The following is a 14179-nucleotide window of genomic DNA, read 5'->3' on the forward strand; positions in this document are numbered from 1 at the left end:
GACAAGGTTTTCTGATATAGTTGTATTTGTCCGAAGAGGACGAAAAAATAAAAAATACAGTTAATCAAGTAGTATTTTCCTGAACCCCTTGGCTCAGTAAATCCGAAGAAGTAACTGTAGTCAAGGAGGAAGTCAAATATGTTGACAGACAAGAAGATCGTATGCAGAGACTGCAACCAGGAGTTCGTATTCACAGTAGGTGAGCAGGAATTCTACAAGGAAAAGGGATTCGAGAATGATCCTGTAAGATGCCCGGATTGCAGAAGAGCTAAGAAGGCACAGAGCGGCAACAGAAGATAGTATCTTCGAGCGGAAGCGTAAGCTTCCGCTTTTATTTTGCTTAAAATCTTTTATGAAGGTAATTTCTGACATTCTGTCAGAAATTTAGCATATTATAAGATAAAGTATCCAAAAATCTGTTCTTATAGGTTATAATTTGTATTATTAATCATGTGAGGGAGAGTAAACCGATGGCTGAGAGAATACTTATGAATGTCCCGCTTGTAGAGATGGACGGGGACGAGATGACCAGGATAATATGGAAGGACATCAAGGATATCCTTCTTGAACCATACATCGAGCTCAAGACAGAGTATTATGACCTGGGTCTTGAGAAAAGGGACGAGACTGATGACAAGATCACAGTCGATGCAGCCCTTGCAACCAAGAAATATGGTGTCGCAGTAAAGTGCGCGACAATCACGCCCAATGCCCAGAGGATGACAGAGTACAAGCTCAAGCACATGTGGAAGAGCCCAAATGGAACCATAAGGGCAATCCTTGACGGAACAGTCTTCAGAAAACCGATCATCGTATCAAACATAAAGCCCTTCGTAAGGACCTGGGAGAAGCCTATAACCATAGCAAGGCACGCTTATGGGGATGTCTATAAGGGAGTCGAGATAAAGACCTCCGGAAAAGGCAGAGGAGAGCTTATCTACACATCAGAAAGCGGAGATGTCACCAAAGAGATAATCCATGAGTTCAATGGCAACGGGATACTGCAGGCAATGCACAATACCGACAGCTCGATAGAGAGCTTCGCAAGGTCATGCTTTGGCTATGCGCTCGATGTAAAGGAGGATCTGTGGTTCTCGACAAAGGATACCATCTCAAAGAAGTATGACCACAGGTTCAAGGATATCTTCGAAGAGATATTCGATGCTGAATATGCGTCCAGGTTCAAGGAAGCAGGGATAGAGTACTTTTATACTCTGATTGATGATGCGGTGGCAAGGGTCATAAGGAGCGAAGGCGGATTCATTTGGGCATGCAAGAATTACGACGGGGATGTCATGAGCGACATGGTTGCTACAGCATTCGGAAGTCTCGCCATGATGACATCGGTCCTTGTTTCGCCTGAAGGCTTCTTCGAGTATGAGGCAGCCCACGGCACAGTCACAAGGCACTACTACCAGCACCTTGAAGGCAAGGAGACCTCTACCAATCCTGTTGCGACACTGTTCGCATGGACTGGTGCACTTAGGAAGCGAGGGGAGATGGATTCGCTTACTGACCTCGTAGATTTCTGCGACAGGCTTGACAAGGCAACACTTGACACCATTGAGGACGGCATAATGACCAAGGACCTTGCCATACTCGCTGAAGGGGACAAGAAGGTAGTCACCACAAAGGCTTTCCTAGTAGCTATTAAGGAAAGGCTTGAAAAGGCACTATAAGGATAAGCATTATGACATGGTTACAGAGAGGATGGCAGAGGCCATCCTCTTGTCATGTAAACACAAGGAATGCAGTGGACATATACGATGATAAAAATGAATACAATGTAAAAAGTGAACTTGAATATTCTATTGTAAAATCGTCAGGAGTATTATGTAGTTGAGGGTGAGATTGGTTACCCAATGGAGGATATATGAAAGCAAAGAGAAAATTCGGACATGTTCTGATGAGTGCAGGCTTCACACTCATAATATACAATGCCATACTTTATTTTACCGGTCAGGGTGAAGCGATGCCTGCGCTGATCATCGGTGGAATTGCACTTGGAGTGACTGGAGCCCTGTTGCTTAAGAGATGATCATGTAGCCCGCTTATCAAGAAAGAAGGGATGGAAATGTCCATAGCAGCTGCATTTGCAGTCCCACATCCGCCTCTTATAGTTCCATCTGTTGGAAGAGGCGAGGAAAAGAAGATACAGGCGACAATCGATGCTTACCGCAGCGTTGCAGGGAAGATTTCTGAGATCATGCCACATACCATCATATTCATATCGCCCCATTCGATCATGTACTCTGACTACATACATATTTCTCCGGGAGTGAAGGCAAAGGGTGACTTCGGGTCATTCGGGGCTTCAAGGGAGAGGTATGAGGTCGAGTATGATACCGAGCTTGTGAAAAGCATTGAGAAGAAGGCTGACGAAAGGAAGATCCCAGCTGGAACCCTTGGTGAAAGGACCAGGGAACTGGACCACGGAACAATGGTGCCCCTCCATTTCATAACGAAGACCTGCATGGGCTTCAAGGCGATAAGGATAGGGATATCAGGCCTTTCACCTGCAGAGCATTACAGATTCGGTATTTGTATAAAGGATGCAGTGGAAGAGCTTGACAGAAAGGTTGTCATTGTGGCAAGCGGAGACCTGTCACACAGGCTCAAGGAGGACGGTCCATACGGATTCATGAAGGAAGGGCCTGTTTTCGACGAGCTTGCAACCAAAGCTTTCGCAGCAGGAGACTTCCTGAGGCTTCTCGATATCGACGAGCACCTGTGTGAAAATGCAGGTGAGTGCGGACTGAGGTCATTCCAGATAATGGCAGGAGCGCTGGACGGGATGGAAATCGAGCCAAGGCTCCTTTCCTATGAAGGACCGTTTGGTGTAGGCTACGCAGTGGCTAGCTTTGTTGTGAAAGGAAAGGATCCTTCAAGACGCTTCGTTGAAGTCTATGAGGAGAACGCGAAGAAGGAACTTGAGGAAAAGAAGGCAGGAGAAGACGAGTTCGTAAAGCTTGCAAGGCTTTCACTGGAGACTTACCTCAAGACAGGAAAAAGGCTGAAGATGCCTCAGGGATTGCCGAAGGAGCTTACTGAAAGGCGTGCTGGAGTGTTTGTCTCTCTGAAGAAGCACGGAAGGCTCAGAGGCTGCATAGGCACCATAGAGGGTGTAACGGGATCGATAGCTGAAGAGATAATAAGGAATGCGGTAAGTGCGGGCGTAGAGGACCCAAGGTTCGATCGCGTCACTGAAAATGAGCTCGATGAACTTGTATACAGCGTGGACGTCCTGGGCGAAGCAGAGGATGTCGAATCCGTAAGCGAGCTTGACGAAAAGAGATATGGGGTCATCGTTAGCAAAGGCATGAGGAGAGGTCTCCTTCTCCCAAATCTTGAAGGAGTGAACTCACCGCTTCAGCAGATAGACATAGCACTTCAGAAAGGTGGAATCTCGAAAGGTGAAACCTACAGGATCCAGCGTTTTGAGGTGGTGAGACATACATGAGTGCAATAAGGTGTCCCATATGTCCGAGAGGCTGCAGCCTGGAGGAAGGTCAGACAGGCTTCTGCAAGGGCAGGGCAAATATCAGCGGGAAGGTCATTGCGATAAATTACGGAAGGGTGTCCTCGATTGCCCTTGATCCCATAGAGAAGAAGCCTCTGGCACACTTCCATCCGGGGATGAAGGTACTCTCAGTGGGCAGCTATGGGTGCAACCTCAGATGCCCCTTCTGCCAGAACTGGTCGATATCCCAGTCCTTCGTACCTGAGGGTGAAGGCCATACGTCGCCTGAGGTGCTTGTGAAGAAGGCAGAGGAACTTGTGAAGAACAGGAACATAGGCCTTGCTTACACTTATAACGAACCGCTCATCGGATTTGAGTTCGTCAGGGACTGCTCAAGGCTGATAGTTGAGAAAGGGCTCAAGAATGTGGTCGTGACAAACGGATATGTCAACGAAGAACCTCTGCTTGAGCTTCTGCCGGCGATACATGCATGGAACATCGATTTGAAGGGATTCACTGAGGATTTCTACAAGCTGGTTGGGGGGAAGCTAGAACCCGTCAAGAGGTCGATAGAGCTTGCTTCAAAGAAAAGCCATGTGGAGGTCACGACGCTCATTATCCCGGGACTTAACGACAGCGAAAATGAAATGAGGGAGCTGTCATCATGGCTGGCATCGGTGGACAGGAGGATACCTCTGCATGTGACCAGGTTCTTCCCGGCCTGGAAGATGACTGACAGACCACCAACCCCGGTGGATACGGTATACAGACTTGCTGCAATAGCACGCGAAAAGCTTGAATATGTCCATGAAGGAAATGTATAGGAAATGGCGGCTGGCCAGGATACCGACGGTGTCACGGACAGCCGTGTTTTTTTGATATCCCAGATAATTTACATATATTTTTTACAACATAACATTTGAATGATGTACAGAAACCTTATAAGAATATATGATTAGGGGAGAGGCTGAAAATGAGCTGGAATGGCCTGTTAAAGCCATATATGGACTGAGGGTGGGAGTAATGCCGGTCAGAGGAAACGGAAGGCATGTTTTAGTATACAGGGTGCTGAGAAGGATCCTGAGACCTATTGTAAAAAGAAGGCTGAGTCTGAAGACAAGGGAGGAATCCATAGGAAAACAGTTCCTTCTGCTTTCAAACCACACCACGAACTGGGACCCGATCATAATAGCGCTTGGAATAACGGACCACATGTACTTTGTTGCAAGCGAGCATATCTTCAGCTGGGGGTTGCCATCCCGGGTAATTGAAGCTCTTGCTTCACCCATACCCATATTCAAGGGGGCAACGGCTGCAGGTACCGCCATAGAGGTGCTGGATAGGATCAGGACAGGGCACAGCATTGCAATCTTCGCTGAAGGAGACAGGTCATTCTCAGGAAGGACTGAGAGGATCGAGCCCGTCATAGGAAAGCTTGCAAAGAATGCAGGTGTTTCCCTTGTCACCTTCAGAATCGAGGGTGGTTACCTGACAAGTCCCAGATGGAGCGATACCTTCAGGAAAGGAAGGATGAAGGCTGGGATTGTAAATGTCTATGATCCGGTTGCTATCCAGTCAATGACGGTACAGGAGGTCAACGAAGCAATAAGGAATGACCTATACGAGGACGCTTGCTTGAGACAGCGGATTGAAAGGTCCGAATACAGGGGGAAGAACCTCGCCGAGCATATGGAAAGGGTCCTGTTCCTGTGTCCAAGGTGTAAGGCGGCAGGAAGCATGATCAGTAAAGATGACACATTAAGATGCAGCTGTGGTCTTAAGGTCACCGTGGACAGTTTCGGCATGCTCCATGGCGTTGACATTCCATTTGAGTCTGTCACTGACTGGGACATGTGGCAAAGGAAACAAGTGAAAAGCCTGATCGATTTGGCCGACTCCGGAATCATATTCTCTGATGATGAGGTAAATCTGTATACTATAGGGTCCGGTCATGTAAGGGTGTTCCATTCAGGCGGGACAATAGGCATGGATTCCGGGAACCTTCGGATAGGCGGATCTTCCTTTTCAATATCCTCCATACCAGACATGGCCATACATGGGAGCCAGGACCTGGTGTTCTCCTGTGACAGGGTGAACTATGAACTCAAGAGTAATAAAGTATTCAACGCATGGAAGTATCTTTTGCTGTACAGGACAACAAGGGGGAGGGACCTATAGTGGATTTCTCATCGGCAAACAACGGACTCTGGAGCTTTACAGTCCAGCTTGGAATAATATCAGGAATACTTCTATTATCAAATGTTATGAGACAGAGGGTTACACTGATACGTAACACACTTATGCCCACAGCGGTGCTTGCAGGCTTCATACTGCTCATCTCAAGGGTCACAGGAATCATTGGGATTGAATCAGGCATTCTTGAGAAGATAACCTACCATGGTATAGCAATAGGCTTCATAGCACTGTCACTAAGGGCAGCAGACGACACCAGGGGAAAGGGTGCCAGAGCCATGCCAAAGACAGGCGCACTAATAGTAAGCTCATATCTCCTGCAGGGGATACTGGGACTTGTCATTTCACTGGGACTTTCCTATACCATAATGCCGGGATTTTTCAAGGCAGCCGGAGTCCTTCTCCCAATGGGCTACGGCCAGGGTCCCGGGCAGGCGAACAATGTGGGTACCGCCTACGAGGCACTTGGCTTCGTCGGAGGCAGGTCCTTCGGATTGTCCCTTGCAGCCGCAGGTTACCTTTCAGCCTGCATTGTCGGGATAATCTATCTCAACGCCCTTGCAAGGAAAGGCGTCTTCAGGAGGCAGACCTATGAGGAGATATCGGGGTCAGTTACAATAGAGATGTTCCAGGATGACAATGAGATGCCGATCTCAGAGTCAATTGACAGGCTCTCAGTACAGATAGCTCTGGTATTCCTCGTATACCTTGCCACATACCTGGTTACAAGGGGACTTGTTTCATTCCTTGCAGGACTCTCGAGCTCACTTGCTGATACGCTTTCATCGCTTCTCTGGGGCTTCAACTTCATAGTAGGTTCAGCTCTTGCCATCCTGCTCAAGACAATCATGAAGAGGCTTCAGCAGAGAAAAGTGATAAGGCTCCAGTACCAGAACAGCTACCTTCTCTCAAGGATCTCTGGAATGGCGTTTGACCTCATGATAGTTGCAGGGATAGGCTCCATAGACATCATGGACCTCTCAGGCTTGTGGCTCCCATTCATCCTCATGTCGGCAGCAGGAGCGATAGCCACGCTTTACTACCTTCTCTGGATGAGCAAAAAGATATATCCTGGTTATGAGAACGAAGGTCTGCTTGGCATGTACGGGATGATGACCGGTACCATAAGCTCAGGGATACTCCTCCTCAGGGAAATGGACCCGTATTTTGAAACGCCTGCGGCAAACAACCTGGTTGGCGGAAGCAGCTTTGCCATAATCTTTGGAGCACCTATGCTGATCCTCATCGGTCTGGCACCCCGGTCTCCCTTAACGGCATTCGTGACGCTTGGTCTCATGATAGCATATATGGGATTTCTCCATTTGTTCATGACAAGGAAGGCAAAGGCAGAAATAACAGCGGAATTGGAGGAAAAGATATGATAATGTTCTGGAACAAAAGGGAAGTGTTCGTAGGAGCCAGCATGAACGACTTCAACAGGGTCATGAACGACCTGGCGGCCGATGGAATATACCATACCTATAAGGTAGTCAGCAATATGGAGGGCAGGGGACGTACAGGAACCTTCGGAGTTGACCCTGACCTCCTAAGGACATACTATGTCTATGTCAACAGGAAAGACCTTGAGAAGGCACTGCACCTCATAGGGAGATAAGCTCTTTCCTGTCCTTCATTGAATACTTATTGGACTTTGGGGAACATAAAAAAAGGACATGAAAAAACAGCCAATATAGGCTGTTTTTTCATGTCATGGTCGGAGTGACAAGATTTGAACTTGCGACCCCTTGACCCCCAGTCAAGTACGCTACCCCTGCGCTACACCCCGACGACAAATATTATTATATGGCCTTCCACCGCATCCGTCAACTTTTTTGACCAAAATAGAAGGCCTGGACAAATGGGACAAATGTTGAAAATGGGATCGCAAAGGTAAGCGTTGTCATTCTTAAAATTGCATTATCCTATTGATTTCAAGGTCAAGTAGGAATAATATAGGTCGGTAAGGAGTTGGGAAAATGCTTAAAAACCTTTTTGGAATCATACTAGGTCTTTTGTCACTATCGCTCATGGAAAGGTATGTGGCTTACCTTGACGCTGTCCCTGATGGCAATATCGTTATAAGGTACCTGTTCCTGGAGCTTGGATCCACCTCGTCACTTGTCGGGCTTGAGCTCATAGCCACCGCTTTCCTTATGCTCGCGATAATAGCGGCAATCGGATGTGCAATACTCATTTACGGACCTGAAAACATCAAGGCCCTTTGGCTTAAGCTAAGAAAAAGAGGATAATGTTCTTCAAAAATCTCCATGCATACAAAGCGTGGAGATTTTTGCTTACTATATCCTCTTCATGAGACCTATCTGGATATCCCTTTCCTTCCTCACTTCCTCCATATCCTTCGGATGCAGAAGGTTAATGAGTTTGACAGCATAATCAGATGCGATAAGGGCATGCCTCTTGACATGTTGGGTAGCTGCAACCTGCCCGAATACCCTGTATACCTTTGCCCTCACAGGATCCCTTTCCTCGCGTGCCAGAGCATGCATCCTGAAGGCCACATTCCTTGCATCCTGGAACTTCGCCTTGCCTTCCTGCCATTTCCTGATAACATCGAAGCATTCATTAATATTATCATCGGTCTCCATGCCGGTAATCTCCAGGACATGCTCAGCGAGCAGAATGGAGTAGTTCGAAATCGCTTTGTGACTATGGCATTTGGTGTCAAATATTGCGATTAGCTCTTCCTTAAGCTCCGGGATGTCGTCAATCTTCCTAATTATCCCGACATCGCCCAAATAGCTGTCTTTCCTGTCCTTCATGGATATGCCTCCGATTGTTTATATTCAGTATGTTTTGACAAATCTGTCCCTCAACCTGAAAATCAGGGATTACCATCCCATCCCTATTATAATCCAACCACAAGTGATTATTTTAATCTTCCTCCGGATGACTTGCTGACATACGAAAGTAATGGTCAGTGTGATCTTATTCACGAAGAATTTGCCTGATTGACATGATATTTTTCGTATTTTTTTCGTTCAGGCAAAGAAATGTGTTGAATTTTCCGAATAAGGAAACTATAATGGGATAAACCACATTTGGAGTGATGCACATGAGACGTTTGACCAGTCCTTCAGTATTTTTCGCCTTTATATTCAGCCTTGGCTATTTTATGGTCTGGGCTGGTTTTGATGGTGAAAATACGATGAGGGTCTGATACGACGGACCATAAGCATGGATGCCCTTCCATGAAAGGAAGGGGCAGAGGCCTCATTGTATTATGCAATGGGGCCTCGTGCATTTTATTTTGAAAAAGGAGGAAGCTTGATGGCAGAAGGTATTGTGGCATTTTCAGATAACAGGAAGGTAAAGACAGCCTTTTGGTGCCGCGAGTTTTCCAAAAGGCTCTACAAGCCGCCCAGGGCTTTTGACTGATCATAATAAGCGGCGAACATTCAAATTTGAAGAATAAGGGGAGAAGCAACAATGGTATTGATATTGAAGCAGGGAACAAGTCTAGAGGATATTAACGCAATGGTCGAGGAATTCAATGACATGGGATTCAGGGTTGGAGTAACGAATGGAATAGGCTGTTCGATCCTTGGACTCATCGGTGACACAAAGTCTCTTGACATCGGCGCACTGGAGCTTATGGACCATGTCGAGAAGGTCCTGAGGGTGCAGGAGCCATACAAGCTTGCAAACAAGAAGTTCCATCCTGAATCCACAATAGTTGATGTTGAAGGTGTGAAGATAGGCGGAGGTCACTTCGCCGTAATAGCAGGTCCGTGCTCTGTTGAAAGCGAGAGCCAGATAATATCTGTTGCAAGGTCGGTAAAGGCATCAGGGGCAAGGATGCTTAGAGGCGGTGCCTACAAGCCAAGGACCTCGCCATACTCTTTCCAGGGACTAGAGGTTGAGGGGCTTGACCTGCTGCTCAAGGCAAAGGCTGAAACAGGGCTTCCGATAGTAAGCGAGATAATGTCCCCGAAGCTCTGCGAGATCTTCGAGGAGAAGGTTGATGTCATCCAGATAGGAGCAAGGAACATGCAGAACTTCGACCTCCTCAAGGAAGTCGGAAAGATGTCAAGGCCGGTAGTGCTCAAGAGAGGACTTTCCAACAGCTATGAGGAATGGGTCATGTCAGCGGAGTACATCATGGCAGGAGGAAACAGCAATGTCATCCTCTGCGAAAGAGGGATAAGGACCTTCGAGAGCTTTACAAGGAACACTTTGGACATAAGCGCCATACCTGCCATAAAGAAGATGAGCCATCTCCCCATAATAGTAGACCCATCACATGCCGGAGGCATGAGCTGGATGGTAGAGTCACTTGCCCTTGCTGCAATAGCTGCAGGAGCTGACGGACTCATGATCGAGGTTCACAACGACCCTCAGCATGCGCTTTCAGACGGTCAGCAGAGCCTGAACCCAAAACAGTTCGACGATTTCATGAAGAAGTCATTCCCGCTTGTGCAGGCTTTCCATCCGGGAATGTAGGAGGCCTTAGCTTGAAGACACTAGAGGTAAGACTTCCAGGAAAAGAATACATGATTGAAATTGGTTCAGATACCTTAAGTCAGGTCGGCAGGACAGTAAGGTTTGCTGCCAGAGGAAACAAGGCGGCAATCATAACCGATAGGAGCGTTGATGCCCTCTATGGTGACAGGGTCAGGCAGAGCCTTAAGGATGAGGGTTTTGACCTGTTCACTGTTGCAGTGGAGCCAGGTGAAGGAAGCAAGTCGATGGAGGTATACTCTGAGGTCTGCGAAAGGCTTCTTGAAGGCGGCCTTACGAGGAAGGACATCGTAGTCGCACTTGGAGGCGGAGTTGTCGGGGACCTTGCAGGCTTCGTGGCCGCAACTGTCCTTAGGGGTGTCGATTTCGTCCAGATACCGACGACACTCCTGTCACAGGTAGACAGCTCAGTGGGCGGAAAGGTAGCGGTGAACCTTAAGGCAGGAAAGAACCTTGCAGGTGCCTTCCATCAGCCTAAGGCAGTGGTGATAGACACCAACTGCCTTAATACCCTTCCTGACAGGGTGTTCTCAGACGGCATGGCAGAAGTCATAAAGTACGGGGCGATCGAGGATGCAGACCTGTTCAGAAGACTTTCCAGCTTAGGCGGAAGGTCGGGAATAATGTCGGAGATAGAGGATGTAATATACACCTGCGTAGACATCAAGAGAAGGATAGTCGAAGCTGACGAGAAGGATGAGGGCGGAAGGATGGTCCTTAACTTCGGGCACACGCTTGGTCACGCCTACGAGAAATCTGGTGGATATTCAAGGTACACCCACGGAGAGGCTGTAGCTGCAGGTATGGTAAAGATAGCTGAAATCGGAGAAGAGACAGGAATTACAGAGAAGGGATGTTCCGACAAGCTTAGAAGCCTGATCAGGATGTACGGACTGCCTGAATCAATTGAAATAGGGCTTGACGAGTACGCACAGGCTGTCGGTGTAGACAAGAAGGCGGAAGGCAGCATGATAAACCTGATATTCATAGAGGATATTGGGAAGGCAGTCATCAGGAAAATGGACACAGCAAGCCTCATGGAGCTCTTAGGGAGGGTTGAAGGATGAAGCATATGATATTCGGGGAGAGCCACGGACCTGCGATTGGAGTGGTTCTTGAGGGAGTAAAGCCAGGTCTTGTCATCGACATGGATTTCATAACAGGTGAAATGGACAGGAGGAAGCCTGGCCAGAATGACCTCTCGACTCCCAGGAAGGAAGCTGACTCAGTTAAGATCCTTTCCGGGGTATTCGAGGGAAAGGCAACCGGTACGCCGCTATGCGGGATAATCGAGAACAGCGACACAAGGTCGAGGGACTATGAGCCAATGAAGGTCCTCGCAAGGCCTGGTCATGCAGACTATTCAGGCTATATCAGGTATCAGGGATATAATGACCACAGGGGAAGCGGGCATTTTTCAGGAAGGATCACGGCACCTCTTGTTTTCGCGGGTGCAGTCGCAAAGCTTGTGCTTAAGGAGTCTGGAGTAACGGTAATGGCAAGGATCAGGGAGATAGCGGGCATAGAGGATATCCCGTCAAGGCTCACTGAAGAAGACCCTTCGATACTTGAAGGAGTTGCAGGTAAGGGATTTCCTGTGATTGATGACACAAGGGGAGAGCTCATGAAGGAGGCCATCAGGAAGGCTAAGGATGAGCATGACTCAGTAGGCGGGATAATAGAGTGCGTGATCTCAGGAATTCCAGCCGGCAAGGGTACCCCGGGAAGGGACAGCGTGGAAAGCGTATTGTCACTCAACATGTTCGCAGTGCCGGCAGTCAAGGGAATTGAATTCGGTACAGGTTTCGACCTGGCGAGGATGAGGGGAAGCAAGGCAAACGACCCGTTCCAGTACAGGGATGGCATGGTAATGACTACAACCAACAACAACGGCGGTATCAACGGCGGAATAACAAACGGCATGCCGGTCGTATTCTCGGTAGTGATAAAGCCCACTTCCTCCATAGGGCTTCCTCAGAAGACAATGAACATGAGGACGCTGGAGGATTCAGACATTGCCATTGAAGGAAGACATGACCCGTGCATAGTTCACAGGGCGGTACCTGTAATCGAGGCGGCAGCTGCACTTGCGATCTGCGAGGTGCTTGGACTTTAGGAGGTGGATTCAATGGATGAACTGAGGGCTATGCGAAGTGAAATAGACGAGATAGACGAGAAGCTCCTTGACCTCTATGCCAGGCGCATGGATGTGGCAAGGAGGATAGGGGAATACAAGAAGGCACGTGGCATGCAGGTGTTCGACCCTCTGAGGGAGAAGCAGCTCCTTGAGGAGAAGATTGAGAAGGTCAGGGGTACGGGGCTTGAATCAGGTGCCACCAGGTTCTTCGAGCTGCTCATGAGCCACAGCAGGCACGAGCAGCACATGCTGATGGGCCCCGGGGTGCACCCCGACTACAATTCCTACAGGTCTGCCATGGCAGCCATGAGGGATGAGGTCACAGACCCTTCCGTCGTATACCAGGGACAGCCTGGTGCCTATGGCGAGGAAGCATGCATCAGCTTCTTCAAAGATACAGTAAGGAAGACAAATGTCACAACCTTCGAGGATGTGTTCAGGGCGCTCGACAGAGGCGATGCTGATTATGGAGTACTGCCCATAGAGAACAACTCAACAGGTTCTATCGTGCAGGTCTTCGACCTGATGACAAAATACAACTGCTACATGGTCGGTGAAAAGACCATTAGGATAGGACACTGCCTCATGGCACCGGAAGGCTCGTCCCTTGATGCTGTCACGGATGTCTATTCCCATGAACAGGGCTTCCTGCAGTCGGAGGGCTTCCTTGCGAAGCACCCTGCCTGGAGGCGGAACATCATGGAAAATACTGCTGAGAGCGCCAAGAAGGTAGCTGAATCGAAGGATGTGTCCAAGGCTGCCATAGCAAGCAGGCGTGCAGCTGAGATCTACGGGCTCGCAATACTTGCAGAAGGGATAAATTCCAACGAACACAACCATACAAGGTTCGTCATAGTGTCAAAGGCAATGGAGTCAAGAAAAGGCAGCGACAAGATAAGCGTCATGTTCACACTGAGGCATGAGGTAGGAAGCCTCCACAGGATGCTGTCCTGCTTCACGTCGAGAGGACTGAACCTCCTGAAGATCGAATCCAGGCCGGTTGCCGGGAAGGGCTGGGAGTACAGGTTCTTCACAGATTTCACTGGAAGCCTTGCCTACGGGAACATGGATGATGTGGTGGCGGAGCTCATAGAGAACAGCGAAAGCTTCAGGATACTTGGAAGCTACAAGGCTGACGGGGGTGCCTGAATAATATGAACATCATACTGATAGGTATGCCCGGAAGCGGGAAGACAACCATAGGGAAGAGGCTTGCAGACATCTTGGGCATGGATTTCAGGGACCTCGACTGCATGATCGAGGAGGAGACAGGCAGGAGCATACCCGACATATTCAGGGAATCAGGCGAAAGCCACTTCAGGGACATCGAGGAGTCAGTCTGCAGGAAAGCAGCTTCCTTTGAAAATACTGTGATCTCTACAGGAGGCGGTGCTATCCTCAGGCAGGGAGGAATGAGCCTTCTGAAGGAAAGCGGCAAGGTCGTTTTCCTTGACACCCCTGTGGATACCATTCTTGAGAGGACCGATTTCTCCGGAAGGCCTCTCCTGAAGGATGATGCCGGACGCATCAGGAGGCTCCATGAGGAAAGGATCTCCCTGTACAGGCTCTATGCGGACATAGTCCTGGACAATGCAGGAAGTGCGGACGAAACCTTGAAGAATGCTGTCAATGTTCTTGACAGGGTATGAGCAATTTGTATATAATCTTGTAAAAACATATACTTGACGCGGACAGATGTCTGCTTATCGAGAGCGATGGAGGGAACTGGCCCTGTGAAATCCGGCAACCTGCCTTAAGGCGTGGTGCCAAATCCAGCGGTTATGGCCGGGAGATGAGAATGTCGTGATTGAACTCTGCCAACAGGCGGAGTGTTTTTATAATGATATGCGCAAGTAAAAGGGGAGAGGGAAACGAATGAAGATAAGAGACATGCTTGGAAAAGGAAACAC

15 protein-coding genes, 1 tRNA gene and 1 riboswitch are annotated in these 14179 nt (G+C 48.6%); of the genes, 14 read left to right on the forward strand and 2 right to left on the reverse strand.

Translation table 11 applies throughout. The annotated features are described in order from the left end of the window. Window positions 1–141 precede the first annotated feature (141 nt). The 8 genes from T472_RS02370 (at window position 142) to T472_RS02400 (ending at window position 7268) form a co-directional block, all read left to right on the forward strand. Window positions 142–300 (forward strand): zinc-ribbon domain-containing protein, encoded by a 159-nt coding sequence (locus T472_RS02370; RefSeq protein WP_040906432.1) that lies wholly within the window; start codon window positions 142–144, stop codon window positions 298–300. Between the two features lie 170 nt (window positions 301–470). Continuing rightward, window positions 471–1679: an NADP-dependent isocitrate dehydrogenase gene (locus T472_RS02375; RefSeq protein ID WP_023383842.1), complete on the forward strand. Its 1209-nt coding sequence runs from the start codon at window positions 471–473 to the stop codon at window positions 1677–1679. 194 nt (window positions 1680–1873) lie between these two features. Beyond that, on the forward strand, window positions 1874–2038 hold the full coding sequence (locus T472_RS19685; RefSeq protein ID WP_023383841.1) for a hypothetical protein: 165 nt from the start codon (window positions 1874–1876) through the stop codon (window positions 2036–2038). 36 nt (window positions 2039–2074) lie between these two features. Continuing rightward, window positions 2075–3460 (forward strand): AmmeMemoRadiSam system protein A, encoded by a 1386-nt coding sequence (gene amrA, locus T472_RS02380; protein ID WP_023383840.1) that lies wholly within the window; start codon window positions 2075–2077, stop codon window positions 3458–3460. Continuing rightward, window positions 3457–4284, forward strand: coding sequence for an AmmeMemoRadiSam system radical SAM enzyme (amrS, locus tag T472_RS02385; protein WP_023383839.1), 828 nt, complete (start codon window positions 3457–3459; stop codon window positions 4282–4284). Before amrA ends, amrS begins: the two co-directional genes overlap by 4 nt. Window positions 4285–4411: 127 nt before the next feature. Then, window positions 4412–5638, forward strand: coding sequence for a lysophospholipid acyltransferase family protein (locus tag T472_RS02390; RefSeq protein ID WP_023383838.1), 1227 nt, complete (start codon window positions 4412–4414; stop codon window positions 5636–5638). Beyond that, the gene (locus T472_RS02395; RefSeq protein ID WP_207643934.1) at window positions 5590–7035 is read left to right on the forward strand and encodes a sodium/glutamate symporter family protein; all 1446 of its coding nucleotides are present in this window, start codon (window positions 5590–5592) and stop codon (window positions 7033–7035) included. Before T472_RS02390 ends, T472_RS02395 begins: the two co-directional genes overlap by 49 nt. Beyond that, window positions 7032–7268 carry a hypothetical protein gene (locus tag T472_RS02400; protein ID WP_023383836.1) on the forward strand — a complete coding sequence of 79 codons (237 nt, stop codon included), beginning with the start codon at window positions 7032–7034 and terminating at the stop codon, window positions 7266–7268. Before T472_RS02395 ends, T472_RS02400 begins: the two co-directional genes overlap by 4 nt. A gap of 96 nt (window positions 7269–7364) precedes the next feature. On the opposite strand, the gene T472_RS02405 is transcribed toward T472_RS02400, so the two are convergent. Continuing rightward, window positions 7365–7439, reverse strand: a tRNA-Pro gene (locus T472_RS02405). Window positions 7440–7629: 190 nt separating this feature from the next. On the opposite strand from T472_RS02405, the gene T472_RS02410 reads away from it, so the two are divergent. After that, window positions 7630–7902 carry a hypothetical protein gene (locus tag T472_RS02410; protein WP_023383835.1) on the forward strand — a complete coding sequence of 91 codons (273 nt, stop codon included), beginning with the start codon at window positions 7630–7632 and terminating at the stop codon, window positions 7900–7902. Window positions 7903–7950: 48 nt separating this feature from the next. Here T472_RS02410 and T472_RS02415 read toward each other — a convergent pair whose 3' ends face one another. After that, complete coding sequence (locus T472_RS02415; protein WP_023383832.1) at window positions 7951–8433, reverse strand: putative immunity protein; 483 nt, start codon at window positions 8431–8433, stop codon at window positions 7951–7953. A 667-nt stretch (window positions 8434–9100) separates the two neighbouring features. Between T472_RS02415 and aroF the strand changes: the two genes are divergently transcribed. Genes aroF through T472_RS02440 form a run of 5 tightly spaced genes read left to right on the forward strand, consistent with a single transcriptional unit; the run spans window position 9101 to window position 13918 of the window. After that, entirely contained in the window at window positions 9101–10114 is a 1014-nt protein-coding gene (aroF, locus tag T472_RS02420; protein ID WP_023383826.1) for a 3-deoxy-7-phosphoheptulonate synthase, read from the forward strand. A gap of 11 nt (window positions 10115–10125) precedes the next feature. Continuing rightward, the gene (aroB, locus tag T472_RS02425; protein WP_023383824.1) at window positions 10126–11199 is read left to right on the forward strand and encodes a 3-dehydroquinate synthase; all 1074 of its coding nucleotides are present in this window, start codon (window positions 10126–10128) and stop codon (window positions 11197–11199) included. Continuing rightward, a complete protein-coding gene (gene aroC, locus T472_RS02430; protein WP_023383822.1) occupies window positions 11196–12248 on the forward strand; it encodes a chorismate synthase in 1053 nt (350 codons plus the stop codon). Before aroB ends, aroC begins: the two co-directional genes overlap by 4 nt. A 12-nt stretch (window positions 12249–12260) precedes the next feature. Then, window positions 12261–13418, forward strand: coding sequence for a bifunctional chorismate mutase/prephenate dehydratase (locus T472_RS02435; RefSeq protein ID WP_023383821.1), 1158 nt, complete (start codon window positions 12261–12263; stop codon window positions 13416–13418). Between the two features lie 5 nt (window positions 13419–13423). Then, a complete protein-coding gene (locus T472_RS02440) occupies window positions 13424–13918 on the forward strand; it encodes a shikimate kinase (RefSeq protein ID WP_023383820.1) in 495 nt (164 codons plus the stop codon). A 51-nt stretch (window positions 13919–13969) separates the two neighbouring features. Beyond that, window positions 13970–14068: riboswitch (SAM riboswitch) on the forward strand. Window positions 14069–14179: the final 111 nt, after the last annotated feature.

Origin of the sequence: Youngiibacter fragilis 232.1 (assembly GCF_000495435.3) — a bacterium.
Lineage (GTDB): Bacteria > Bacillota > Clostridia > Clostridiales > Clostridiaceae > Youngiibacter > Youngiibacter fragilis.

What these genes read in the sequence shown, in the direction of transcription:
- amrA (WP_023383840.1), top strand. Translation starts at nt 2,075, where the DNA reads ATGTCCATAGCAGCTGCATTTGCAGTCCCACATCCGCCTCTTATAGTT.
- T472_RS02375 (WP_023383842.1), top strand. Translation starts at nt 471, where the DNA reads ATGGCTGAGAGAATACTTATGAATGTCCCGCTTGTAGAGATGGACGGG.
- T472_RS02440 (WP_023383820.1), top strand. Translation starts at nt 13,424, where the DNA reads ATGAACATCATACTGATAGGTATGCCCGGAAGCGGGAAGACAACCATA.
- T472_RS19685 (WP_023383841.1), top strand. Translation starts at nt 1,874, where the DNA reads ATGAAAGCAAAGAGAAAATTCGGACATGTTCTGATGAGTGCAGGCTTC.
- T472_RS02435 (WP_023383821.1), top strand. Translation starts at nt 12,261, where the DNA reads ATGGATGAACTGAGGGCTATGCGAAGTGAAATAGACGAGATAGACGAG.
- T472_RS02395 (WP_207643934.1), top strand. Translation starts at nt 5,590, where the DNA reads ATGGAAGTATCTTTTGCTGTACAGGACAACAAGGGGGAGGGACCTATA.
- amrS (WP_023383839.1), top strand. Translation starts at nt 3,457, where the DNA reads ATGAGTGCAATAAGGTGTCCCATATGTCCGAGAGGCTGCAGCCTGGAG.
- T472_RS02415 (WP_023383832.1), bottom strand. Translation starts at nt 8,433, where the DNA reads ATGAAGGACAGGAAAGACAGCTATTTGGGCGATGTCGGGATAATTAGG.
- aroF (WP_023383826.1), top strand. Translation starts at nt 9,101, where the DNA reads ATGGTATTGATATTGAAGCAGGGAACAAGTCTAGAGGATATTAACGCA.
- aroC (WP_023383822.1), top strand. Translation starts at nt 11,196, where the DNA reads ATGAAGCATATGATATTCGGGGAGAGCCACGGACCTGCGATTGGAGTG.
- T472_RS02400 (WP_023383836.1), top strand. Translation starts at nt 7,032, where the DNA reads ATGATAATGTTCTGGAACAAAAGGGAAGTGTTCGTAGGAGCCAGCATG.
- T472_RS02410 (WP_023383835.1), top strand. Translation starts at nt 7,630, where the DNA reads ATGCTTAAAAACCTTTTTGGAATCATACTAGGTCTTTTGTCACTATCG.
- T472_RS02390 (WP_023383838.1), top strand. Translation starts at nt 4,412, where the DNA reads ATGATTAGGGGAGAGGCTGAAAATGAGCTGGAATGGCCTGTTAAAGCC.